Below are 22,257 nucleotides of genomic sequence, written 5' to 3' on the forward strand. Positions count from 1 at the left end.
AATGCGTTCTGCGAAATGTCCGTCCTCGCGTCGGCGCGCGATCGGGCCGGAGGCGGCGCCGATCGGCTCACCCCTGGCATTCTCGCCGCCGCCGAAGCGCTGTATCGTTCACGCGACCCGATGATTCCCGAGCATTGGACGAAGCCTTTGATGCATGGCCTGACACCCATATTTTCCAGCGTGACGGCCTCTTTCCTTGCGTCCTTCGTCGAGGTGATCGAAGCCTTCACCATCGTGCTCGCCGTCGGCGTGACCCGCGGCTGGCGCCCGGCGCTGACCGGCGCGGCCCTGGCGCTCATCTTGCTCGCGGCGCTGGTGCTGGCGTTCGGACCGCTGCTGGCGCTCGTCCCCATCGCCGTCCTGCAATTCGTGGTCGGCGTGCTTTTGATCCTGTTCGGCATGCGCTGGCTGAGGAAGGCGATCCTGCGCAGCGTCGGCGTCATAGCGCTGCATGACGAGGAGCAGGCCTTTTCCAAGGAGACGGCGGTCTTGCGGCGGCAGGCCGACGACCGCCGCGCCGACTATCTGGCGGCCGTCGCGTCGTTCAAGGCGGTGCTGCTCGAGGGCGTCGAAGTGGTGTTCATCGTCATTGCCGTCGGCGCCGCGCATGGCCAGACCCTCTATGCCGGCCTCGGCGCGCTGGCCGCCTTCGTGCTGGTGATGCTGATCGGCCTCGCCGTGCACCGGCCTTTGGCGCGCGTGCCGGAAAACGCACTGAAATTCGTTGTCGGGCTGATGCTCACCAGCTTCGGCGTGTTCTGGACCGGCGAAGGCCTCGGTGCCGAATGGCCGGGCGCCGATCTCGCCCTGCTCGCCATCTTCGCCATCATTGCCGTTGCATCCTTCGCCATTGTGCGTTGGCTGCGCGGCGCTTATCCGGCGCCTGCCGAAGGAGTAGTCCGATGACCGTGATCCGTCTCGTCTTCAAGGAACTCGTCGGCATGTTCGTCGACGATGGCAGCCTTGCGCTGCTGGCGCTGATCCTGATTGCGCTGATCGCCGCGGCGGTGAAGTTCTTGGGGCTGCCGCCGCTCATCGGCGGCTTGCTGCTTCTTGCCGGCTGCCTGGCAATTCTTCTGCAGAGCACGCGCCGCGCCGCGCGCGGCAGGACGCGCTGATCAAAGCAAATTCCGGGAATTAGCGCAAACGCTGGGGATTGGCTGGAGCCTCCCAACCTCGTCATTCCAGGGCGAAGCAGCCGCGAAGCGGCGTCGCGAAGACCCTGGAATCCATGCCGTTACCTCGATCGAAGGGCACGGCGGAGCAAATTTATGCACCGCAGCGGCACTCATGAGTCACGGCATGGATTCTATGGTCTGCGCGCGTCGCTTCGCTCCTTGCTCCGCCATAGAATGACGACGGGAAGGGCGTTTCGGCTAACCTAATAAACCGTGAAAAGCGTCGGCAGGTCGCCGCTGAGGCGCAAATACTCGACCGCCTCGATGACAGGAAACAGCGCCAGGAAATAGAGCCCGTCGCGGAAGCTTCTTCTCAGCGCGATCGTCGAAAACAGCCACTGCGCCTCGTCGCGGTAAAGCAGCGGGTTGGGCCAGAAGGTCGGCGTGCGGTCGGCATAGGCCGCGTAAGCCGCACCGAACTTGCCGGCGAGGTATTCGGCCTCCTTGCGCGCGGTGAAGCGGAAGACGACGAAGCTTGCCAGCCCGAGCATCGCGGCGGCCAGCAGCGAGCCGAACATCAGGCCGATGCCGGCAGCGCCGACGGTCGAGAAGAAATAGAGCGGGTTGCGGGTCATCGAGAACGGGCCGGACATGATCAGCTCGTCATTCTTCCTGCCGCCGACGAACAGAATGCTCCACAGCCGGCCAAGAAAGCAGGTCAGCACCATCGCGAAGCCGATCGTCTCGACGATCTCGTGACCGTCCGACCCCTCGGCCAGCGCCGGCCTGCTGAAAAGGAGCAGGATGACGGCAAGCACGGCGGCCAGCTGCACGACGATCAGCCGCTTGTGCTGGTCGAACGCCTTCGGCACCGATTTGGGGGATGTATAGGCCATTCTTCTCACCGCTCCGCCGACAAGGGGACGCCGCCAGGCTTCTCTAGTCCTTCCGCCGCGGGATGACGAGGCCCGGCGGATGTTTTTGGCCGACCTTACGAATTTGTAAGAACGCGGACAGGCCGCGGTGAATTCGCCTGCCTAATTTGGGCGTCGCCGCCATACGGAATTCGAGGCGGCTTGAACGAACAACGGATCGCGCCATGATCTCTCCAGACGACAGCCTCGAGCCCAACCGCGTCCCGGACGTTACGATCGATTTCTGGCTGATCAAGATCATGGCGGTGACCATGGGCGAGACGGCGGCCGATTATCTCGCTGTCAATCTCGGCCTCGGCCTCACCGTCACGTCGCTCATCATGACCGGGGTTCTGATTGTCGCGCTCGCCCTGCAATTCGCGCAGAAGCGCTACGTGCCCTGGGCCTATTGGCTGGCGGTGGTGCTGATCAGCGTCGTCGGCACCTTGGTCACCGACAACCTCGTCGACAATTTCGGTGTGCGGCTGGAGACGACGACCATCGTCTTCTCGGTCGCCCTCGCGCTGACCTTCGCGGCCTGGTACGCGAGCGAAAGGACCCTGTCGATCCATACCATCTTCACCACCAGGCGCGAGATATTCTACTGGCTGGCGATCCTGTTCACCTTCTCGCTCGGCACGGCCGCCGGCGATCTGGTCGCCGAGCGTTTCGACATGGGTTATCTCACCGCCGGTCTCATCTTCGGCGGCGTGATCGCGGCGATCGCGCTTGCGTGGTTCTTCCTTGGCCTCAACGGCATCCTCGCCTTCTGGCTCGCCTATATCCTCACCCGGCCGTTCGGCGCCTCCTTCGGCGACCTGCTGTCGCAACCGATCGAATATGGCGGCATGGGCTTCGGCACCACCGCCACCAGCCTGACCTTCCTCGGCTGCATCGTGGTCATCGTTCTCCATATGACGCTGAGGAACCTGATCGACGAAGACGAGCAGGCACTCCTCGACTAAGACGCTTCTCGCAAAAATGTGTTGCGGCCTTCGCTCCGGCAGCGCGTAAAAACAGATGGTTAGAGCAATTCCAGCAACGGGCGGCGCGGGATTTCCGTCGGGAACCGCGTCAAACGAAGAGATAGAGACCGGCCAAGAAAAAGCCGCAGCCGGCGCTACCATGCCGGTGAGGTTGAGGCGGCAAGGACAGCACGGGGCGATGCGACTTCTGCTTGTTGAGGACGATCCGAGAACCGCCGACTACATCGTCAGGGGACTGACCGAGGCCGGCCATGTCTGCGATTTGCTGCGCGACGGCCATGACGGGCTCTTCGCCGCGACCCGCAACGCCTATGACGTGATCGTCGCCGACCGCATGGTTCCCGGCCTCGACGGCCTGTCGATGATCAAGGCGGTGCGCGCCGCCGGCATCCGCACGCCGGCCATTTTCCTGACCTCCATCGGCGGCGTCGACGACCGCGTCGAGGGCCTCGAGGCGGGCGGCGACGACTATCTGGTCAAGCCCTTCGCCTTTTCCGAGCTGCTTGCCCGCATCCATGCGCTCGGCCGCCGGCCGGCGGCGCAGGAGCAGAAGACGGCTTTGCGCGTCGCCGACCTCGAAATGGACCTGATCCAGCGCCGCGTGACCCGGCAGGGCCAGCCGATCGACCTGCAGCCGCGCGAATTCAGCCTGCTCGAAGTGCTGATGCGCGGCGAGGGCCGCGTCATCACCCGCACCATGCTTCTGGAGCGCGTCTGGGATTTTCATTTCGACCCCAAGACCAGCGTCGTCGAGACGCATATCAGCCGGCTCAGGGCCAAGGTCGACAGGCCCTTCGACGTGCCGCTGATCCACACCGTGCGCAACACCGGCTACAGCCTGCATGTCCCGGCCTGATCCTGCGCCCGCAGTTGCGGGGCGACCAATTGCCTTCGCGATCGCATGAGCGAGACACGCTCCAGCCTGCTGCGCAGCACGCCGTTCCGGTTGGCGCTGACCTTCGCCTTCCTTTTCCTGCTGGCCTTCATCCTGTCCGGCGCGATCGTCTATCAGTTGATGAGCGCCTCGCTCGCTAGGCAGCTCGATCAATCGATCAAGGAGACCTATTCGCTCATCGCCGCGACCTATGCCGAGAGCGACGAGGAGGACCTCACCACTGCCGTCAGGGACCATGCCCAGTTCAGCCAGGACAAGGACGAGATCTTTTCGCTCACCGATCGGGGCGGCAACCGCCTTGCCGGGGATTTCACCGCCTCCGCGCTGCCGGACGGCTTTTCCATGTTCGCCGCCAATTTGCCGGGTGTGCCGCCCGACACCGAGTATCGCGCCTACTCGGGCATGGTCGGCGACAACAATTTGACGGTCGCCTTCTCGCTTTCGGAAACCGAGGATCTGGAAAGGATCGTGCTGATGAGCTTCGGCTGGGCCACGCTCTTCATCACCGTCCTGGCGATCGTCGGTGGCGCCGTGCTTGCCTCGCGCGTCCAGCGGCGCCTCGACGGCATCGCCGCGACCATGGTCGACGTCTCGCATGGTCGTCTCGATGCGCGCATTCCGCTGATCGGCAGCGGCGACGACATCGACGCCGTCTCCGCCCAGGTGAATTCCGCGCTTGAGCGGCTGTCGGCGCTGGTCGACGGCATGCGCGAAGTGAGCGCCAACATCGCCCATGATCTCAAGACGCCGCTCAACCGGCTGCAGATGATCCTGGAGCAGGCCGCGGACAAGACGGTGTCGGGCGAGGACGTCTCGACCGAGCTGACCGACGCCCGCGCCGAGAGCCAGCAGATCAACAGCACCTTCGACGCTTTGCTTCGCATCGCCCAGATCGAAGCCGGCGCCCGCAAGGCGCGCTTCGTCGATCTCGATGTCGGGCCGGTCGTCGAGACCATCGGCGAAGTCTATGCCGATGTCGCCGAGGACGACCGCAAGTCGCTGTCCACAAAGATCATTCCGGATACGAAATGGTATATTCACGGCGACCGCGACCTGCTGATGCAAATGCTCGCCAATCTGGTCGAGAACGCGCTCAGGCATTGCCCGCCGGGCACCGAGATCGAGCTCTCGGTGACCAGGGGCGGCAGCCACGTCCTCATCCATGTCCGCGACAATGGCCCGGGCATCCCCGCAGAGGAGCGCGAGAAGGTGTTCCGCCGGCTCTATCGGCTCGATGCCAGCCGCACGACGCCGGGCAGCGGCCTGGGCCTCAGCCTGGTCAAGGCGGTGGCCGACCTGCATGGCGCGGCAATCGTGCTGGAGGACCGCAATCCGGGTCTCGGCGTGACCGTCAGTTTTCCGGCCGTGGGAGTCCCAGAAGCCTGACCCGATACCTCGTCATTCTATGGCGGAGCAGGAGCGAAGCGACGCGGCGCAGACCATAGAATCCATGCCGTGACTGGGAAGCGCCGCCACGGTGCAGAATTTTGCTCCGTTGCACTCCTTGGCAAAGGTAACGGCATGGATTCTAGGGTCTTCGCGACGGAGCTTCGCTCCTGCTCCGCCCTAGAATGACGATCGCGGTGGGCGTTTCGGCCAATCTCCAACGCATGCCACCTGCCAACGCAAACAGAGCCGACAGCTCAAAGTCCCTGTGCGGTGCCACTAGAATGACGAACGTTGGGCGACCGTTGACCATCTCACCGCGCGGCGCCCGCCCGGCGGAAATCGGAGGGTGACATGCCGGCGAGCTTGCGGAACGACTTGTTGAAGGCGCTGAGCGAGCCGAAGCCCGAGTCCATGGCGACCCTCAGCACATTGGCGTCCTCATGCATCAAAAGCGCCTGCGCGTAGCTCAGGCGCAGCAGGTTGACATATTCGTTGAGCGTCATGCCGGTCGATTTCTTGAACAGGCTCATGGCGTATTTCGGATGGATGTCGGCCGCCGCCGCTATGGTCACGCAGTCGACGTCGTAGAGGAAATTCTCGGCGATGAAATCGCACATGCGCCCAACATTGCGCGAGGACTGCTGGTCGAAGGCATTGCCGGCGCCTTGTCCAACCACCCTTTCCGGCACCAGCCGGTAAGGCTCGAAGCGTACCCGCTCGAGTCTCAACAGCAGCTCGTTGACGGCGTGCTCGGCCCTGGCCGGATCGCCCGAGCGCGCATATTCGTTCCAGCGCTTGAAATTGTCGTTGTCCGACTGGTCGGTCGCATTGGTCACCAGCGTCGCGCCGGTCATCAGTCGATGGCGTATATCGGCCGGCAGATGCAGGCGGAAGAAATGCACCAGCGGCAGATGCGCGCCGGCATAGACGGCGTCGTCGGAGAGGTCGTCCATCTGGTGCGGCAGGCCGCCCCAGAACAGGCACATCTCGCCGGCCGACAGCGCAATCTCGTGCTCGGCCATGCGGTAGTGCACTGAGCCCTGGACGATGAAATTCACCTCCACCTGGGCGTGCCAGTGCGGCTTCAGCATCACCAACGGGTGGTTGTGGAACATCTGTAAAACAAGCGGCAGTCCTTCGACGCTGCTCGCGCCAGGCTGGTAGAATGGACGCCCCGGCATCTTACTTTCCGCCAACTTCTTATTCCCTCTGACGGCGACAAGCCTTCCGCGCCGCATAGTCTAGCCACGCTCACAGTGAGAGAGCAAATGAAATGGGAGGATTTCAATGCGCACTACACTGACCTGCGCCACGCTGTTGCTTGCCCTGGGCTCCGGCCCGGCCCTGGCGCAGTCCGGCGAGATCACCATCTGGAGCTGGAACATCGCCGCCTCGTCCCTGAAGGCGACGGTCGAGGGCTTCAACAAGAAGTACCCCGACATCAAGGTCACGGTTCAGGATCTCGGCAACCAGCCCACATATGACAAATCGATCGCCGGCTGCGCCGCCGGCGGCGTCGGCCTGCCCGATATCGTCTCGATCGAGAACGGCGAGGCGGAGAATTACTGGAGCCAGTTCCCCGACTGCTTCGTCGACCTGCACACGCTGGGCTACACGGCGGAAGACCAGAAGAAATTCCCCGATTTCAAGCGCACGGAACTCGAGGTCGGCGACAAGGCCTATGCGATGCCTTGGGATTCCGGCCCGGTGGCCGTCTTCTACCGCCGCGACTTCTACGAAAAGGCAGGCGTCGACCCGGCCTCGATCAAGACCTGGGACGATTTCATCGCCGCGGGCAAGAAGATCCAGGATGCCAATCCCGGCGTCACCATGACCAATGCCGATTTCAACGGCGACACCGAATTCTTCCGCATGATCTCCAACGAGCAGGGCTGCGGTTACTTCGCCGAGGACGGCCAGTCGATCACCGTGGCCGAGCCGAAATGCGTCGACGCCCTGACCAAGGTCAAGGAGATGAAGGACGCCGGCATCGTGTCGTCGGCCGACTGGTCCACCAAGATCACCAACAACACCGCCGGCACCGTCGCCAGCCAGGTCTATGGCGGCTGGTATGAGGGCACGATCCGCACCGAATCGCCGAAGGAGAGCGGCAAATGGGGCGTCTATCCGATGCCGAGCCTGACCGCCGACGGCCCGCGCGCCGCCAATCTCGGCGGCTCGTCGCTGGCCATCACCTCGGCCTCGAAGAACAAGGAGGCGGCTTACGCCTACCTGAAATATACGCTGGAGACCAATGAGGGCCAGATCACCATGCTGAAGGATTTCGGCCTGGTGCCGTCGCTGATCTCGGCGCTCGACGACCCTTATGTTGCGCAAGGGCAGCCCTATTGGGGCGACCAGGCGGTCTGGAAGGATATCCTGGCGACGCTGCCCAAGGTGGTGCCAAGCCGCGGCACGCAGTTCCAGAGCGACGCCGAGATCATCCTGCGCGCCGTGCAGACCAAATATCTGGCCAACGGCTATCCCGACGCCAAGGCCGCGCTCGACGACGCCGCCAAGCAGATCGCCGCCGCGACCGGCCTGCCGGTGAAGTAAGCGGCCATTTTGCCTTCTCCCCTTGTGGGAGAAGGTGGATTGGCGCGCAGCGCCAAGACGGATGAGGGGTGTTCCAGCGGAGTGAGACGCTGGCTTTCCCTGGAACACCCCTCATCCGGCCGCTTCGCGGCCACCTTCTCCCACAGGGGGAGAAGGAAAAAACAGAGAAAGGAGGAAGCCAATGCGCACGCAGAACGCCACCGCGTATCGCTTCCTCACGCCCTACCTTTTGATCTTCGCCATCTTCTGGATCTGGCCGATCGTCTCTTCCTTCATGATCTCCTTCCAGGCGACGCGCACCGTGCCCTGGCGCTTCGCGCCGGCGTTCAACTGGGGCCGCCTGATCGGCGACCCCGCCTTCTACAATGCGCTGACGAACACGCTGCTGATCCTGGTCATCCAGGTGCCGGTGATGATCGCGCTGGCGATCATCATGGCGGTGCTGCTGAACTCTCCGCTGCTCAAGGCGCGCGGCCTCTACCGCTTCGCCTTCTTCGCCCCGGTCGTGGTCGGCGAGGTCGCCTATTCGGCCGTCTTCCGCCTGATGTTCAGCCTCGATTTCGGCATCGTCAACAAGCTGCTCAACAGCGTCGGTATTCCCAAGATCGACTGGTTCTCCAACGTCACGCCGGCCATGGCGCTGATTATGATCGCGGTGACCTGGCGCTGGGCCGGCTACAACGCCATCATCATCCTGGCCGGCCTGCAGTCTATCCCCGAGGACGTCTACGAGGCGGCGACGCTCGACCGTGTCAGCCGGGTGAAGCAGTTCTTCCACATCACCTTGCCGTTGCTGAAGCCGGTCATCGTCTTTTGCGCCGTGCTGTCGATCATCGGCACCATGCAGCTCTTTACCGAGCCGTTCCTGATCACCGAACGCGGCGGACCGGGCGGCGGCACCGAGACGCTCGGCCTGCTGCTCTACCGCCAGGGCTTCCGTTCGCTCAATTTCGGCTACGCCTCGGCCGTCGCCTACACCATGGCTGGGCTGGCCATCGCCATCACCCTGGTGCAGCTCTGGCTGATGAGGGAGCCGAAATGACCTCGCGCTCTCAAGCAAGGCTCGGGCGCGTCATTGCGCTGCATCTTTTCCTCACGCCGCTGGCGCTGGTCTGGCTGTTCCCGCTGTGGATGATGGTGGTGTTCTCCACCATGCCCGACAACGGCATCTTCAGCCCCGGCATCGAGCTTCTGCCGCACGACAATTTCCTCGACAATGTCGCCAACCTGCAGCGCGACACCAATTTCATCGGCGCCATCGGCATCTCGGTCTCGGTCGCGGTGACCTACACGATCCTTTCGGTGCTGCTCACCTCGATGGCCGGCTGGGCGCTGGCGCGCTACGAATTTCACGGCAAGGGCGCGGTCGTGGCGATCATCTTCGGCACCATCACGCTGCCCTATGCGGTGGTGCTCATCCCGCAATTCATCATGGTGGCGCGCGACTTCGCTTTGGCCAACACCTGGATCGCGCTGATCGTGCCGCCGCTGTTCAATTCGCTGGGCGTGCTTTTCATGCGCCAGGCGTTTTCGATGATGCCGGCCGAATTGTTCGACGCGGCGCGCGTCGAAGGCGTCAAAGAATGGCGCATCTTCCTGTTCGTGGCGCTGCCGCTGGCCCGCCCGATGCTGGCGGCCTTGGCCATCATCCTCTTCCTCGCCTCGTGGAACAACTATCTGTGGCCGCTGCTGATCAACAGCCAGCCCGGCGCGATGACGGCGCCGGTGGCGCTCGGCACGCTGATCGGCCTGACCAAGGTCTCGTGGGGCGGCATCATGGCCGGCGCCGTGATGCTGACGGTGCCGATGCTCATCGTCTTCGTGCTCTTGCAGCGCCATTTCATCGCCGGCATCGCCGCCGGCGCGGTCAAGTAGGAAGAAGCGCCATGGCGGCCGTCACCCTCACCAATGTCGTCAAACGCTTCGGCGTCTTCGAAGTCGTCCACGGCGCCAATATCGACATCGCCGACGGCGAGTTCGTCGTCTTCGTCGGGCCCTCCGGCTGCGGCAAGTCCACGCTTCTGAGGATGATCGCCGGGCTGGAGGACATCAGCGGCGGCGACATCGCCATCGGCGGCAAGGTGATCAACGACGTCGAGCCGGCCGATCGCGGCATCGCCATGGTCTTCCAGTCCTACGCGCTCTACCCGCATATGACGGTCGGGCAGAACCTCTCCTTCGGCCTCAGGATGAACGGCAACCCGAAGGCCGACACCGAGCGCCGGGTCAGGAAAGCCGCCGAGATCCTGCGCATCGACGAATTGATGCAGCGCCGGCCGAAGCAACTCTCCGGCGGCCAGCGCCAGCGCGTCGCCATCGGCCGCGCCATCGTGCGCGAGCCGCAGGTCTTCCTGTTCGACGAGCCGCTCTCCAATCTCGACGCTGAGCTAAGAGTCCAGATGCGCGTCGAGATCTCGCGCCTGCACAAGGAGCTCGGCGTCACCATGATCTATGTGACGCACGACCAGACCGAGGCGATGACGCTGGCCGACCGGATCGTCGTGCTCAAAGCCGGCAATGTCGAGCAGATCGGCGCGCCGCTCGACCTCTATGATGACCCGGCCAACCGCTTCGTGGCCGGCTTCATCGGCTCGCCGAAGATGAATTTCCTCAGCGCCAAGATCGTCGATACGTCGAACAGCGCAGCGACCATCGAGCTCGCCCATCACGGCGGCGTGCGGTTGCGCAAGCCGCTCGCCGAAGCTTTTCCCGCTGTCGGCGCCGAGGTCGTGCTCGGCGTCAGGCCGGAGCATTTCTTCGAGGCCGGCGAGGGCGATTGCGACATTCCGGTCAAGGCCGACGTCGCCGAGCATCTGGGCTCTGTGAGCTATGTCTACGCCAATGCCGGACCCGAGGAGCTGATCGTCGAACGCGAGGCCTCGCGCCAGCGCGCCAGCGGCGACCATTTCAAGGTCTCGATCAAGGCGGAACGGGCGCTGCTCTTCGACAAGGCAGGCGCGAGGATCCGCTGACCCGCAAGTTTTCTTCGCCGGCATGCCAGGCGTGGCGGCGACCCATGGAGAATTCAACATGACATCCAAGAAAATCCGCTGGGGCATCCTCGGTCCCGGAAGCATCGCGAAATCCTTTGCCGGCGGCGTGGCGGGCTCGCGCACCGGCGAGCTGGTGGCGCTCGGCGCCCGCAATCCCGCCAAGCCGGGACTGGCCGAGACCTTTCCGGGCGCGCGCATCCTCGACGGCTATGAGGCGCTGCTCGCCGACGATGGGGTCGACGCCGTCTACATTTCGATCCCGCATCCCGGCCATGCCGAATGGGCGATCAAGGCGGCCGAGGCCGGCAAGCATGTCTTGTGCGAGAAACCGCTGGCGCTGACCGCCTTCGAGGCCGACGCCATGATGCATGCGGCGCGCAAGGCCGGCACGTTTCTCGGCGAGGCCTTCATGTACCGGCTGCATCCGCAGACGCTGCAACTGGTCGAGCTGATCAAATCCGGCGCCATCGGCGAGGTGCGCATGATCAAATCGAGCTTCGGCTTCGCCATGCCGGGCTTCATGCCGGAACATCGGCTCTATGCCAACGCGCTCGCCGGCGGCGGCATCCTCGATGTCGGCGGCTATCCGGTGTCGATGGCGCGGCTGATCGCGGGCGCAGCCGCCGGGCAGCCTTTCCTCGAGCCGGACAAGGTGGTTGGTGCGGCCCATCTCGGCCAATCGGGCGTCGACGAGTGGGCCTCCGCGCTGCTCACCTTCGCCAATGGCATCGTCGCCGAAATCTCCTGCAGCATCTCGCTCAACCAGGACAATGTGCTGCGCATCTTCGGCACCAAGGGTCAGATCGAAGTGCCCGATTTCTGGTTCGCCGGTGGCAACCGCGATGTCGGACCGGGCCGGATCGAGGTGATCCGGTCCGGGGCGGCTCGCGAGGTGATCAGCCTCGGCGAGACCCGCCATGTCTATTCCTTCGAGGTCGATGCCGCCGGCGAGGCGATCCTCGCCGGACGGCGGGAGTTCGCCTGGCCGGGCATGGGCTGGGCCGACAGCCTCGGCACGCTGCGCGTCCTCGACAGATGGCGCGCTGCTGTCGGGCTCGAATACGAGATCGAAAAGCCGGCTAAGCGCGTCAACACGATCTCCGGCCGGCCGCTCAGGACCAACGGCACCGCCATCGGCAAGCGCGCCATTCCAGGCCTGCCGCGCGCAGTGTCGCTTCTGGCGCTCGGCTTCGAGGATTTCCGCAGCTTCTCCTCCGGCTCGATCCTGCTCGACGCCTATTTCGAGGCCGGCGGCAATCTGTTCGACACCGGCTTTGTCTATGGCGCCGGCTACACCGAGACGCTGCTTGGCCAATGGCTGAAGAATCGCGGCGTGCGCGAGCGGTCGGTCATCATCGCCAAGGGCGCGCATTCGCCGCTCTGCTACCCTGATGTGATCGGCAGGCAGCTCGCCCAGTCGCTCGATCGGTTGCAGACCGACCATGTCGACATCTATTTCATGCATCGCGACAATCCGGACGTGCCGGTCGGCGAATTCGTCGACGCCATGGACGCGGAAGCCAAGGCCGGCCGCATCCGCGGCCTGTTCGGCGGCTCCAACTGGACGATGGAGCGCATGGACGCGGCCATTGCCTACGCCGAAAAGAACGGCAGGCAGAAGCCTGGCGCGCTCTCCAACAATTTCTCGCTGGCCGAGATGCTGGAGCCGATCTGGGCCGGCTGCGTCACCTCGTCCACCGATCAATGGAAAGCCTGGCTAGCGAAGCGGCAGATGCCGAACTTCGCCTGGTCGAGCCAGGGCCGCGGCTTCTTCACCGACCGCGCCGGCCGTGACCGGACCGACAATGAGGAGCTGGTGCGGGTCTGGTATTCGGAAAAGAATTTCGGCCGCCGTGACCGGGCGATCGAACTGGCGCGAAAACTCGGCAAGAGCCCGATCCATGTCGCGCTGGCCTACGTCTTGGCGCAGCCCTTCCCGTCGGTGCCGCTGATCGGCCCGCGCACGCTGGACGAGCTGGAGGACAGCCTGAAGGCGCTGGATATCAAGCTGACGCCGGAGGATGTGGCGTGGCTGGACGAGGGGCCGGAGAGACGCCGGGCGTAGGGGATAGATCACGAGCGAAACGACGGACGTCGCGTTCCTTCGCCCCCCTCTCTGCCCTGCCGGGCATCTCCCCCTCAAGGGGGGAGATTGGCAGCTTCGATGCCGGCACCTTTTCCGCAACATTGGTGATTGGCGAAAGCCGGCGTGACATCTGATCTCCCCCCTTGAGGGGGAGATGTCCGGCAGGACAGAGAGGGGGGCCTCGCGCCGGCGCCTCGAAATGAGCGGCAGTCCTCTCACCGATCCACCCGTGTCGACAGAATGATCGACGACGACGTCCGCTCCACCCCATCCATCGCGCCGATCCGGTCAAGCAGCGCGTCGAGATCCTTGATCGAAGGCGCGTCGACGATGACGATCATGTCGAAATTGCCGCTCACCGAATGCACTGTCCTGACCGGCGGCATGGCCTCCAGACTCCGCACCACCTTGTCGGCGAGCTTCGGTGTCACGGTGAGCAGCACGTGCGCCTTGACCAGCCCTTGCTCATAGTCGGGCGACAGCCGCACGCCATAGCCGGCTATGATGCCGCGCTGCTCCAGCCGCTCGATGCGGCTCTGCACCGTCGTGCGCGACACGCCGAGCTGTCTGGCCAGCTCAGCCGTCGAGGCGCGGGCGTTGGAGCGCAGCAGGGTAAGCAGGGCTTGTTCGGCTTCAGTGATCATTTCGACGAGACCTTTCGGCATATTGCTCAAAGTTCGGCGTCATATTGCCAGATTCCACGCTTCCTTTCGACAGGCAAGCTGCGAAGATTCTCGCCAATCGAATTGGCCCAAATCAGGATTGGCAGGGGATATTGATCATGAAGAACATCGTTGTCGTCGGCGCCGGCAAGATCGGCTCGACCATCGCCGAAATGCTGAGCGCCACGGGCGACTATCAAGTCACGCTCGTCGACCGCTCGGCCGCCCAGCTTGCCGCCGCCGAATTGCCGGCCGGCGTCGCGACGCAGGAGCTCGACATCGCCGCCACGGGTGAGCTGGAGAAGGTTCTCGCCGGCAAGTTCGCCGTGCTGAGCGCCGCGCCCTTCCACCTCACCACCCGCATCGCCGAGGCGGCCGCCGCCACCGGCGTGCACTATCTCGACCTCACCGAGGACGTCGTCTCGACCCGCCGGGTCAAGGAGCTGGCGCGCGATGCCGAGAGCGCCTTCATCCCGCAATGCGGCCTGGCGCCGGGCTTCATCTCGATCGTCGCCAACGACCTCGCCAGCCGTTTCGACACGCTGGAAAGCGTGCGCATGCGCGTCGGCGCGCTGCCGCAATATCCGTCCAATGCGCTCAACTACAACCTCACCTGGAGCACCGACGGCGTCATCAACGAATATTGCGAACCTTGCGAGGCGATCGTCGAGGGCGAGCTGATCGAAGTGCCACCGCTGGAGGAGCGCGAGGAGTTCTCGCTCGACGGCGTCACCTATGAGGCTTTCAACACCTCAGGCGGCCTCGGCACGCTCGCCGAGACGCTGAAGGGCAAGGTGCGCACGCTGAACTACCGCACCATCCGCTATCCCGGCCACGCCGCGATCATGAAGGCGCTGCTCAACGACCTTGGGCTGCGCCACCGCCGCGACGTGCTCAAGGACATTTTCGAGAGCGCCCTGCCGGCGACGCTGCAGGACGTGGTCATCGTCTTTGTCACCGTCTCGGGCCGCCGCAACAGCCGCCTGCTGCAGGAGACCTACGCCAACAAGATCTATTCCAAGCGCGTCGGCAACCTGGTGCGCAGCGCCATCCAGATCACCACCGCCTCCGGCATCTGCGCCGTGCTCGACATGCTGGCCGACGGCAGCCTGCCGGCGAAGGGCTTCGTCAAGCAGGAAGACATCGCCCTCGACGCCTTCCTCGCCAACCGCTTCGGCCGCGCCTACGCCCAGCACGAGATGGTAAGCCGGCTGGCGGGCTGAGAGCCAGTAAGCTGGCAGTCGCCGCGATCCTTCGCGCCCCCTCTGCCCTACCGGGCATCTCCCCCACGAGGGGGGAGATTAGCAGTTCGTGCGCCTCGCCATTCTGCCAAGGTTGGCTATTGGCGACGGCCGGCGTGACGTGCAATCTCCCCCCTTGTGGGGGAGATGTCCGGCAGGACAGAGGGGGGCGCTGTCCCGCCGACATCACCATTACTTGCCCTGTCGCAAATCAAACATGCAGCGCGTGGCCCAGCGCCTTCAGCGCTGCTTCCTGGAAACCTTCGCCCTGCGTCGGATGCGCATGGATCGTTCCTGCGATATCCTCCAGCCGCGCCCCCATCTCGAGCGAGAGACCAAAGGCCGCCGACAGCTCCGATACACCTTGCCCGACCGCCTGGATGCCGAGCACCAGATGATTGTCGGCACGGGCGACCACCCGGACAAAGCCATCCTCGCCCTGCTTAGTCATGGCGCGGCCGTTTGCAGCGAAGGGAAACTGGCCGATCTTGATCTCGCCGGCGAGCGCCTTCGCCTCCTCGGGCGTGAGACCAGCGGTGACCAGCTCCGGATCGGTGAAGCAGATCGCCGGGATGGCGCGCTTGTCCCAGCTTCTTTTGTGACCGGCGACGATCTCGGCCACCATCTCGCCTTGCGCCATGGCGCGGTGCGCCAGCATCGGCTCGCCGGTGACGTCGCCGATCGCAAAAATGCCGCGCATCGAGGTTCGGCACTGGTCGTCGATGCGGATGAATTTTCCCGCCATGTCGAGGTCGATCTGCTCCAGCCCCCAGCCTTCGGTCAGCGGCTTGCGCCCGACCGTGACCAGGATCTTGTCGGCGGCGAGTTTGGCGTTCTTGCCGTCGGATGTCTCGACCAGCAGCGCGTCGCCCTTGCCCGCCTGTCCCTGGGTCGACAATCCCTTCGCCTTTGCTCCCGTCATCACCTCGACGCCGAGCTCGCCAAGCCGCTTCAGCACCGGCCGGGTCAGCTCGGCGTCATATTGCGCCAACACGCGCGGCAGCGCTTCGACTATCGCGACCTTGGCGCCCATCTTGGCGAAAGCCATGCCGAGCTCGAGCCCGATATAGCCGCCGCCGACCACCGCGAGCTTCTTCGGCACGTCGCTCAGCGCCAGCGCCTCGGTGGACGAGATGACCGGCCCGCCGAAAGGCAGGAACGGCAGCTCGACCGGCGCCGAGCCGGTGGCGATCACCACCGTTTCGGCGCGGATCACCTGCGTGCCGGTCTCGGTCTCGACCTCGACCGTCTTGCCGTCGCGGAACGTCGCCCAGCCCTGCACGGTCTTGACCTTGGCCTTCTTGAGCAATCCGGCAACACCGCTATTCAGCCGGCTAATGATCCCGTCTTTCCAGGCGATGGTTTTTGCGAGCTCCAGCGTCGGCGCGGCGACCTTGATGCCCAGCGGATCCTTGCCGCCGGCCATGTGCGCGACCTTCTCGAACTCCTCCGCTGCATGGATCAGCGCCTTGGAAGGGATGCAGCCGACATTGAGGCAGGTGCCGCCCGGCTTGCCTGCCTCGACGATGACCGTGTCGACGCCGAGCTGGCCGGCGCGGATGGCGCAGACATAGCCGCCCGGACCGGCGCCGATGACCAGCAGCTTGCAGGAGATTTCTTTCATGTTGTGGCCCTTCGATCCAAGGGAACGTTCCGTCGAGATCCTTCGCGCCCCCCTCTGTCCTGCCGGACATCTCCCCCACGAGGGGGGAGATTGGCAGCTTTGGCGCCTCGCTCATTCCCGCGGCGCTGGTGATTGGCGAAAGCCCGCGTGACGTCCAATCTCCCCCCTTGTGGGGGAGATGCCTGGCAAGGCAGAGGGGGGCGCTGTCCCGCCGACATCTCGATCGTCCCGCCCCATCAATCCACGAAGATCAGCGCCGGCGTCTCGAGCAGCGCCTTGATCCGCTGCACGAACACCGCCGCATCCCAGCCGTCGATGATGCGATGGTCGAAGCTGGACGATAGGTTCATCATCTTGCGCGGGATGAACTGCGTGCCGTCCCATACCGGCCGCACCATGATCTTGTTGACGCCGACGATCGCCACTTCCGGATAGTTGATGACCGGCGTGGTCGCGACGCCGCCCATGGCGCCGAGCGAGGTGATGGTGATGGTCGAGCCGGAAAGCTCATCGCGGCTCGCCGTGCCGGACTTCGCCGCCTCGGCCAGCCGGTTGACTTCCGCAGCACTATCCCACAGGTCGCGCGCCTCGGCATGTTTCACGACCGGCACGACAAGGCCGTTGGGCGTCTGCGCGGCGATGCCGATATGGATGCCTTCATGCTGGTGGATGATGCCGGCATCGTCGTCGAAGAGCGCGTTGAGGTTGGGCTGCTCGGCGATCGCCTTGACAATCGCCCGCATCAGGAAGGGCAGCAGCGTCAGCTTGGGCCTTTCCGTCCCCTTGGCCCCGCGCTTCTCCTTGTTCAGCGTCGCGCGCAATTCTTCCAATGCGGTGACGTCGATCTCCTCGACATAGGTGATGTGCGGAATGCGCGATTTGGCGAGCGACATCTTTTCGGCGATCTTGCGCCGCAGCCCCACGACCTTGATGTCCTCGACGCCGTCCTTCCGGGCAAGCCCGGTCGCGCGGGCCAGTTGCGGGCCGCGCGCGACGAACGCATCGATGTCCTCATGGCTGATGCGCCCGGCCGGACCGCTGCCCGCGACCTGGCGCAGATCGATGCCGGCTTCTTTCGCGCGCAGGCGGACGGCCGGCGAGGCCAGCGGCTTTTCGCCTTCCGCGCGCGGTGCCCCGGAAACGGCGGCAGGGCGCGTGGCCTTCGGCGCGGTTGTGGCTTTCGGTGCCTCAGCTGGCTTTGGCGCTGCCTTTGGAGCGGCCGGCGCCGGCGCCGATTTCGCCTCGACTGGCGCAGCCGACGCTTTCACCTCGGCCGTAGCCGCGTCGGCGGCCTTCACATTGCCTTCGCCGGCCACCTTCAGCCGCACGATCGGCGAGCCGATCGCCACCGTGTCGCCGATCTCGGCGCCGAGCCAGAGAATCTCGCCGTCGACCGGCGACGGGATCTCGACGGTCGCCTTGTCGGTCATGACGGCCGCGAGGACCGTGTCCTCGCGCACAAGGTCGCCGACCTTGACGTGCCATTCGACGAGCTCGGCCTCGGCGACGCCTTCGCCGACATCGGGCAGCTTGATGATGTGTTCGCCCAACCAGGCCTCCCGCTCTAAGCGTCCAATGTCTCGATAAGCGCGCGCCCGACCCGCGCCGGGCCGGGGAAATAATCCCATTCCTGCGCGTGCGGATAGGGCGTGTCCCAGCCGGCGACCCGCGCCACCGGCGCTTCCAGATGGTAGAAGCAGTTTTCCTGCACCAGCGAGACCAGCTCGGCGCCGAAACCGGAGGTGAGCGTCGCCTCGTGCACGACGACGCAGCGGCCGGTCTTCTTCACCGAGGCGACGATCGTGTCGAGGTCGAGCGGCAAAAGCGTTCTCAGATCGATCACCTCGGCGTCGATGCCGGTCTCGGCGGCCGCCGCCTGCGCGACATAGACCATGGTGCCATAAGCAAGCACCGTGACCGCCGAGCCTTGCCTGCGTATAGCCGCCTTGCCGAGCGGGATCGTGTAATGGCCGTCGGCGACTTCGCCGAGCTCATGTTTCGACCATGGCGTCACCGGACGGTCGTGATGGCCGTCGAACGGACCGTTGTAGAGCCGCTTCGGCTCAAGGAAGATCACCGGATCCGGATCCTCTATCGCGGCGATCAGCAGACCCTTGGCGTCATGCGGATTGGACGGCACCACCGTCTTCAGGCCGGAGACATGGGTGAACAGCGCTTCCGGGCTCTGGCTGTGCGTCTGGCCGCCAAAAATGCCGCCGCCGGTCGGCATGCGCACCACGATCGGGCAGGTGAAATCGCCGTTCGAGCGGTAGCGCAGCCGCGCCGCCTCCTGCGTCAGCTGGTCGTAGGCCGGATACATGTAGTCGGCAAACTGAATCTCGACACAGGGCTTCAAACCGTAGGCGGCCATGCCGATGGCCGAGCCGACGATGCCGGATTCGTTGATCGGCGCGTCGAAGCAGCGGCTGCGGCCATACTTCGCCTGCAGGCCCTGCGTGGCGCGGAAGACGCCGCCGAAGAATCCGACATCCTCGCCATAGACGATAACTTTGTTGTCGCGTCCCATCGAGACGTCGAGCCCGTCGCGGATCGCCTCGATCATGGTCTTCCTGGGCATGGTCAGACTCCCGCCTGCTGGCGCTGGCGCCTCAGATGCGGCGGCATCTCTTCGTAGAGCCCTTCGAACATGTCGCGGGTCGACGGCTTGCCGCCGGCATGCAGCGTGCCGTGGCCCTCGGCCTCCTTCTGCGCGGCGATCACCGTTTCGAGGATCTCGGCTTCGGCCTGGGTGTGACGATCCTCCGACCAGACTTGCCTGTGGATGAGATGGTTCTTCAGCCGGATGACCGGATCGCCGAGCGGCCAGGCGTCGGACTCGGCCTTCGGCCGGTAGGCCGACGGATCGTCCGAGCTCGAATGCGCGCCGGTGCGGTAGGTGACATATTCGACCAGCGTCGGCCCGAGATTGGCGCGCGCCCGCTCCGCTGCCCATTTGGCCACGGCGTGCACCGCGAGATAGTCATTGCCGTCGACGCGCAACGCCGGAATGCCGAAGCCGAGGCCGCGCGCCGCAAACGTGCCGGAGCCGCCGCGCGCGATGCCCTGGAAGGTCGAGATCGCCCACTGGTTGTTGACGACGTTGAGGATGACCGGCGCCTTGTAGGTCGAGGCGAAGACCAGCGCGGAATGGAAATCGGACTCCGCCGTCGAGCCGTCGCCGATCCAGGCGGCGGCGATGCGCGAATCGTTGGAGATCGCCGAGGCCATCGCCCAGCCGACCGCCTGGATATATTGCGTCGCCAGATTGCCGGAGATCGAGAAGAAGCCGTGCTCCTTCGAGGAATACATGATCGGCAGCTGCCGGCCCTTCAGCGGATCGGCCTCGTTGGAATAGATCTGGTTCATCATGGTGACCATCGGATAGCCGTCGGCGATCAAAAGGCCGGCTTGCCGATAGGTCGGGAAATTCATGTCGCCGGGCGCCAGCGCCTTGCGGAAAGCGCAGCTCACCGCCTCCTCGCCCAGATGCTGCATGTAGAAGGAGGTCTTGCCCTGGCGCTGCGCCATCTGCATGCGCGCATCGAAGGTTCTCAGCGTCACCATGTGGCGCAGGCCTTCCAGAAGCTCCTCATCGGTGAGCAGCCCCGCCCATGGCCCGACCGCCTCGCCGGCGCGGTTGAGCACCCGGATGATGGAAAAGGCCATGTCGCGGATGGTGCGCGGATCGACGTCGATCTCCGGACGCGGCACCGAGCCCGCCTTGGGAATGGTCACATTCGAGAAGTCGGGCGTGCCGCCGGGCCGAACCTCGGGCTCGGGCACATGAAAGCGCAACATTCCAGCATCGGCCATGAGCTCACATCCTCCAATGTTGCCGGCGCGATCTTTGCACATCCGCGCCGCCAGACCAGTGCCAATTCGCCGGGTCTGGGCACGGCCGTCCCCCGCCATCAGCTCGGTTGAGCAATGCGACACGCAGGCGCCAAGATGCAGATATGGCGGCGAAATTTCTTGTCGATGTTTTCGCGCTGCGCGCAATTTGGCGGAAGTTTATGGGGCGATTGCCGCCAGATAATGCAACTGGGAGGGCGAGGCCGGGCGCGGCTTCCCCTTCTCCCCTTGCGGGAGAAGGAAGAGACGCTGGTTCCCCGACCCCTCGCCATGCTAACCCACCCGCATGGCACAGAAGAAAGGATATGAGGTCGATTCGTGGCTGGCGAAGCCCGATCCCTCCATGGGAATCGTGCTGCTTTACGGCCCCGACCGCGGCCTCGTCGCCGAGCGTGCGAAAGCCTTTGCCGCGAAAACCGGCCTGCCGCTCGACGATCCGTTCTCGGTGGTCAGGCTGGACGGCGCGGAAGTCGACCGCGACGACGGCCGGCTGCTCGACGAAGCCCGCACCGTGCCGATGTTTTCCGACCGGCGGCTGCTTTGGGTGCGCAATGCCAGCGGCCAGAAAGCGCTGGCCGACGACATCAAGGCGCTGACCGCAGAACCCGCGCGCGACGCCATCATCCTCATCGAGGCAGGCGACCTGAAGAAAGGCACCGGCCTCAGGGCCATCGTCGAGGCCGCCGGCAACGCCATCGCTCTGCCCTGCTATGCCGACGAGGCCCGCGACCTCGATACGGTGATCGACGACGAGCTGCGCAAGGCCGGCATGTCGATGACGCTCGACGCCCGACAGGCGCTGCGCCGCAATCTTGGCGGCGATCGCCTCGCCTCGCGCGGCGAGATCGAGAAACTGGTGCTCTATGCCCATGGCCAGAAGGAGATCGGCATCGACGACGTCAACGCGATGTCGGGCGATGTCTCCGGCGCGTCTTTCGATGCCGCGGTCGACGCCATGCTGGACGGCAAGGTCGGCGATTTCGACATCGCCTTCAACCGTCACTGCCAGTCGGGCGGCCATCCGTTCCTGGTGCTGTCCTCGGCGATGCGCCAACTGCAGGCGATCCAGGTGATGCGCGGCCAGATGGAGACCGGCGGCCGCAACGCCGCCTCGGTCGTCGCCGGCGCCCGCCCCCCGGTCTTCTTCTCGCGCCGCAAGCTGGTGGAAAAGGCGCTGGAGCGCTGGACTGTCGAGGCGCTCGGTCGCGCCCTCGGCCGGCTGCAGACGGCGGTGCTGCAGACCCGCAAGCGCCCGGACCTGTCGGAAGCGCTGGCAAGGCAGGCGCTGCTCGGCATCGCCATTGAGAGCGCGAGGCTGGGGCAAAGGTAAACGCCGGCGATTGGCGACGGCCGGGCGACAGCCGATCTCCCTCCTTGTAGGGAGATGGCCGGTGGCCAAAGGAGCGTTGTCCCGCCGCCGGCGTATCCTTCGTCATTCTAGGGCGGAGCAAGGAGCGAAGCGACGCGCGCAGACCCTAGAATCCATGCCGTGACATTGGCCGTAGACTGCTGCGGTCCAGAATAGCCGTTAGCTAAGATCGCAACATGACAGGCTTTGTCTACATGACCGCAAGCCAGAAAGGCGGCACGATCTATATCGGTGTCACCAACGACCTCGCGCGTCGAATCCCCGAGCACAAGACTGGCCAAGGCTCCAGCTTCACCAGCCGTTACGGCGTGCAGCGTCTGGTCTGGTACGAGGAATATTTCGACATCGCCGATGCCATCCAGCGTGAGACGTCATTGAAGCGGTGGCCACGGCAATGGAAGATTGAACTGATCGAGAAGAGCAATCCGGAGTGGTTCGAGCTCTTTCGCGGAATTGGCTGGTGAGCGTTCTGCACCGTGACGGCGCTCAGGCGTCACGGCATGGATTCTAGACGTTATGACCGTGGTCTGAGCGGCGGCCCGTCCTAAGTCTTTGCAGCTGTAAAGCAAACG

The 22,257-nt window shown here is 64.7% G+C and carries 20 protein-coding genes; 13 read left to right on the plus strand and 7 right to left on the minus strand.

Annotation, left to right across the window (positions count from 1 at the left end):
• Positions 1–150 precede the first annotated feature (150 nt).
• Both FJ956_RS27245 and FJ956_RS27250 read left to right on the plus strand, forming a co-directional pair.
• Positions 151–906, plus strand: a complete 756-nt coding sequence (locus FJ956_RS27245) for a COG4280 domain-containing protein (RefSeq protein WP_140683204.1) — start codon at positions 151–153, stop codon at positions 904–906.
• Positions 903–1,118: a hypothetical protein gene (locus FJ956_RS27250; RefSeq protein ID WP_140683141.1), complete on the plus strand. Its 216-nt coding sequence runs from the start codon at positions 903–905 to the stop codon at positions 1,116–1,118. The genes FJ956_RS27245 and FJ956_RS27250 overlap by 4 nt, the downstream gene beginning before the upstream one ends.
• 263 nt (positions 1,119–1,381) lie before the next feature.
• On the opposite strand, the gene FJ956_RS27255 is transcribed toward FJ956_RS27250, so the two are convergent.
• Positions 1,382–2,014, minus strand: coding sequence for an isoprenylcysteine carboxylmethyltransferase family protein (locus FJ956_RS27255; protein WP_140683144.1), 633 nt, complete (start codon positions 2,012–2,014; stop codon positions 1,382–1,384).
• A gap of 203 nt (positions 2,015–2,217) precedes the next feature.
• On the opposite strand from FJ956_RS27255, the gene FJ956_RS27260 reads away from it, so the two are divergent.
• The 3 genes from FJ956_RS27260 (at position 2,218) to FJ956_RS27270 (ending at position 5,299) form a co-directional block, all read left to right on the plus strand.
• Positions 2,218–2,997, plus strand: coding sequence for a hypothetical protein (locus tag FJ956_RS27260; RefSeq protein WP_140683147.1), 780 nt, complete (start codon positions 2,218–2,220; stop codon positions 2,995–2,997).
• A gap of 199 nt (positions 2,998–3,196) precedes the next feature.
• A complete protein-coding gene (locus FJ956_RS27265) occupies positions 3,197–3,874 on the plus strand; it encodes a winged helix-turn-helix domain-containing protein (protein WP_140683150.1) in 678 nt (225 codons plus the stop codon).
• Between the two features lie 45 nt (positions 3,875–3,919).
• The gene (locus tag FJ956_RS27270; protein WP_140683153.1) at positions 3,920–5,299 is read left to right on the plus strand and encodes a HAMP domain-containing sensor histidine kinase; all 1,380 of its coding nucleotides are present in this window, start codon (positions 3,920–3,922) and stop codon (positions 5,297–5,299) included.
• Positions 5,300–5,613: 314 nt separating this feature from the next.
• Here the strand turns inward: FJ956_RS27270 and FJ956_RS27275 are convergent, their stop codons facing one another.
• Complete coding sequence (locus FJ956_RS27275; protein WP_140683156.1) at positions 5,614–6,483, minus strand: helix-turn-helix domain-containing protein; 870 nt, start codon at positions 6,481–6,483, stop codon at positions 5,614–5,616.
• Positions 6,484–6,589: 106 nt separating this feature from the next.
• Here FJ956_RS27275 and FJ956_RS27280 point away from each other — a divergent pair, with 106 nt between their 5' ends.
• The 5 genes from FJ956_RS27280 to FJ956_RS27300 all read left to right on the plus strand — a co-directional run bounded on the left by FJ956_RS27280 (position 6,590) and on the right by FJ956_RS27300 (position 12,916).
• Complete coding sequence (locus FJ956_RS27280; RefSeq protein ID WP_140683159.1) at positions 6,590–7,858, plus strand: ABC transporter substrate-binding protein; 1,269 nt, start codon at positions 6,590–6,592, stop codon at positions 7,856–7,858.
• Positions 7,859–8,039: 181 nt separating this feature from the next.
• Positions 8,040–8,900, plus strand: coding sequence for a sugar ABC transporter permease (locus FJ956_RS27285; RefSeq protein ID WP_140683162.1), 861 nt, complete (start codon positions 8,040–8,042; stop codon positions 8,898–8,900).
• Complete coding sequence (locus FJ956_RS27290) at positions 8,897–9,733, plus strand: carbohydrate ABC transporter permease (RefSeq protein ID WP_140659080.1); 837 nt, start codon at positions 8,897–8,899, stop codon at positions 9,731–9,733. Before FJ956_RS27285 ends, FJ956_RS27290 begins: the two co-directional genes overlap by 4 nt.
• Positions 9,734–9,744: 11 nt before the next feature.
• On the plus strand, positions 9,745–10,830 hold the full coding sequence (ugpC, locus tag FJ956_RS27295) for a sn-glycerol-3-phosphate ABC transporter ATP-binding protein UgpC (RefSeq protein ID WP_140683165.1): 1,086 nt from the start codon (positions 9,745–9,747) through the stop codon (positions 10,828–10,830).
• A 58-nt stretch (positions 10,831–10,888) separates the two neighbouring features.
• Entirely contained in the window at positions 10,889–12,916 is a 2,028-nt protein-coding gene (locus FJ956_RS27300) for an aldo/keto reductase (protein WP_140683168.1), read from the plus strand.
• 236 nt (positions 12,917–13,152) lie between these two features.
• Here FJ956_RS27300 and FJ956_RS27310 read toward each other — a convergent pair whose 3' ends face one another.
• Positions 13,153–13,581, minus strand: coding sequence for an Lrp/AsnC family transcriptional regulator (locus FJ956_RS27310; RefSeq protein ID WP_140683171.1), 429 nt, complete (start codon positions 13,579–13,581; stop codon positions 13,153–13,155).
• Between the two features lie 137 nt (positions 13,582–13,718).
• Between FJ956_RS27310 and FJ956_RS27315 the strand changes: the two genes are divergently transcribed.
• Positions 13,719–14,822, plus strand: a complete 1,104-nt coding sequence (locus FJ956_RS27315; RefSeq protein WP_140683174.1) for a saccharopine dehydrogenase family protein — start codon at positions 13,719–13,721, stop codon at positions 14,820–14,822.
• Positions 14,823–15,051: 229 nt separating this feature from the next.
• Here FJ956_RS27315 and lpdA read toward each other — a convergent pair whose 3' ends face one another.
• From lpdA to FJ956_RS27340, 4 genes are all read right to left on the minus strand, one after another.
• On the minus strand, positions 15,052–16,464 hold the full coding sequence (gene lpdA, locus FJ956_RS27325) for a dihydrolipoyl dehydrogenase (protein ID WP_140683180.1): 1,413 nt from the start codon (positions 16,462–16,464) through the stop codon (positions 15,052–15,054).
• A gap of 236 nt (positions 16,465–16,700) precedes the next feature.
• A complete protein-coding gene (locus FJ956_RS27330; RefSeq protein WP_140683183.1) occupies positions 16,701–18,014 on the minus strand; it encodes a dihydrolipoamide acetyltransferase family protein in 1,314 nt (437 codons plus the stop codon).
• A 14-nt stretch (positions 18,015–18,028) separates the two neighbouring features.
• Entirely contained in the window at positions 18,029–19,042 is a 1,014-nt protein-coding gene (locus FJ956_RS27335) for an alpha-ketoacid dehydrogenase subunit beta (protein ID WP_140683186.1), read from the minus strand.
• Between the two features lie 2 nt (positions 19,043–19,044).
• Positions 19,045–20,277, minus strand: coding sequence for a 3-methyl-2-oxobutanoate dehydrogenase (2-methylpropanoyl-transferring) subunit alpha (locus FJ956_RS27340; RefSeq protein ID WP_140683189.1), 1,233 nt, complete (start codon positions 20,275–20,277; stop codon positions 19,045–19,047).
• Positions 20,278–20,602: 325 nt separating this feature from the next.
• Here FJ956_RS27340 and holA point away from each other — a divergent pair, with 325 nt between their 5' ends.
• Complete coding sequence (gene holA, locus FJ956_RS27345; RefSeq protein ID WP_140683192.1) at positions 20,603–21,646, plus strand: DNA polymerase III subunit delta; 1,044 nt, start codon at positions 20,603–20,605, stop codon at positions 21,644–21,646.
• 215 nt (positions 21,647–21,861) lie between these two features.
• On the plus strand, positions 21,862–22,149 hold the full coding sequence (locus FJ956_RS27350; RefSeq protein ID WP_140683195.1) for a GIY-YIG nuclease family protein: 288 nt from the start codon (positions 21,862–21,864) through the stop codon (positions 22,147–22,149).
• The last annotated feature ends 108 nt before the right edge of the window (positions 22,150–22,257 follow it).

It is taken from the genome of Mesorhizobium sp. B2-4-3, from assembly GCF_006442815.1.
Taxonomy (GTDB): Bacteria; Pseudomonadota; Alphaproteobacteria; order Rhizobiales; family Rhizobiaceae; genus Mesorhizobium.

Excerpts from the sequence above, each read along its gene's own strand:
- FJ956_RS27310 (WP_140683171.1), bottom strand. The coding sequence starts at position 13,581 with ATGATCACTGAAGCCGAACAAGCCCTGCTTACCCTGCTGCGCTCCAAC.
- FJ956_RS27350 (WP_140683195.1), top strand. The coding sequence starts at position 21,862 with ATGACAGGCTTTGTCTACATGACCGCAAGCCAGAAAGGCGGCACGATC.
- FJ956_RS27260 (WP_140683147.1), top strand. The coding sequence starts at position 2,218 with ATGATCTCTCCAGACGACAGCCTCGAGCCCAACCGCGTCCCGGACGTT.
- FJ956_RS27255 (WP_140683144.1), bottom strand. The coding sequence starts at position 2,014 with ATGGCCTATACATCCCCCAAATCGGTGCCGAAGGCGTTCGACCAGCAC.
- FJ956_RS27300 (WP_140683168.1), top strand. The coding sequence starts at position 10,889 with ATGACATCCAAGAAAATCCGCTGGGGCATCCTCGGTCCCGGAAGCATC.
- FJ956_RS27340 (WP_140683189.1), bottom strand. The coding sequence starts at position 20,277 with ATGGCCGATGCTGGAATGTTGCGCTTTCATGTGCCCGAGCCCGAGGTT.
- FJ956_RS27285 (WP_140683162.1), top strand. The coding sequence starts at position 8,040 with ATGCGCACGCAGAACGCCACCGCGTATCGCTTCCTCACGCCCTACCTT.
- FJ956_RS27280 (WP_140683159.1), top strand. The coding sequence starts at position 6,590 with ATGCGCACTACACTGACCTGCGCCACGCTGTTGCTTGCCCTGGGCTCC.
- lpdA (WP_140683180.1), bottom strand. The coding sequence starts at position 16,464 with ATGAAAGAAATCTCCTGCAAGCTGCTGGTCATCGGCGCCGGTCCGGGC.
- holA (WP_140683192.1), top strand. The coding sequence starts at position 20,603 with ATGGCACAGAAGAAAGGATATGAGGTCGATTCGTGGCTGGCGAAGCCC.
- FJ956_RS27275 (WP_140683156.1), bottom strand. The coding sequence starts at position 6,483 with ATGCCGGGGCGTCCATTCTACCAGCCTGGCGCGAGCAGCGTCGAAGGA.
- FJ956_RS27245 (WP_140683204.1), top strand. The coding sequence starts at position 151 with ATGCATGGCCTGACACCCATATTTTCCAGCGTGACGGCCTCTTTCCTT.
- FJ956_RS27290 (WP_140659080.1), top strand. The coding sequence starts at position 8,897 with ATGACCTCGCGCTCTCAAGCAAGGCTCGGGCGCGTCATTGCGCTGCAT.
- FJ956_RS27250 (WP_140683141.1), top strand. The coding sequence starts at position 903 with ATGACCGTGATCCGTCTCGTCTTCAAGGAACTCGTCGGCATGTTCGTC.
- FJ956_RS27335 (WP_140683186.1), bottom strand. The coding sequence starts at position 19,042 with ATGCCCAGGAAGACCATGATCGAGGCGATCCGCGACGGGCTCGACGTC.
- FJ956_RS27265 (WP_140683150.1), top strand. The coding sequence starts at position 3,197 with ATGCGACTTCTGCTTGTTGAGGACGATCCGAGAACCGCCGACTACATC.
- FJ956_RS27270 (WP_140683153.1), top strand. The coding sequence starts at position 3,920 with ATGAGCGAGACACGCTCCAGCCTGCTGCGCAGCACGCCGTTCCGGTTG.
- FJ956_RS27315 (WP_140683174.1), top strand. The coding sequence starts at position 13,719 with ATGAAGAACATCGTTGTCGTCGGCGCCGGCAAGATCGGCTCGACCATC.
- ugpC (WP_140683165.1), top strand. The coding sequence starts at position 9,745 with ATGGCGGCCGTCACCCTCACCAATGTCGTCAAACGCTTCGGCGTCTTC.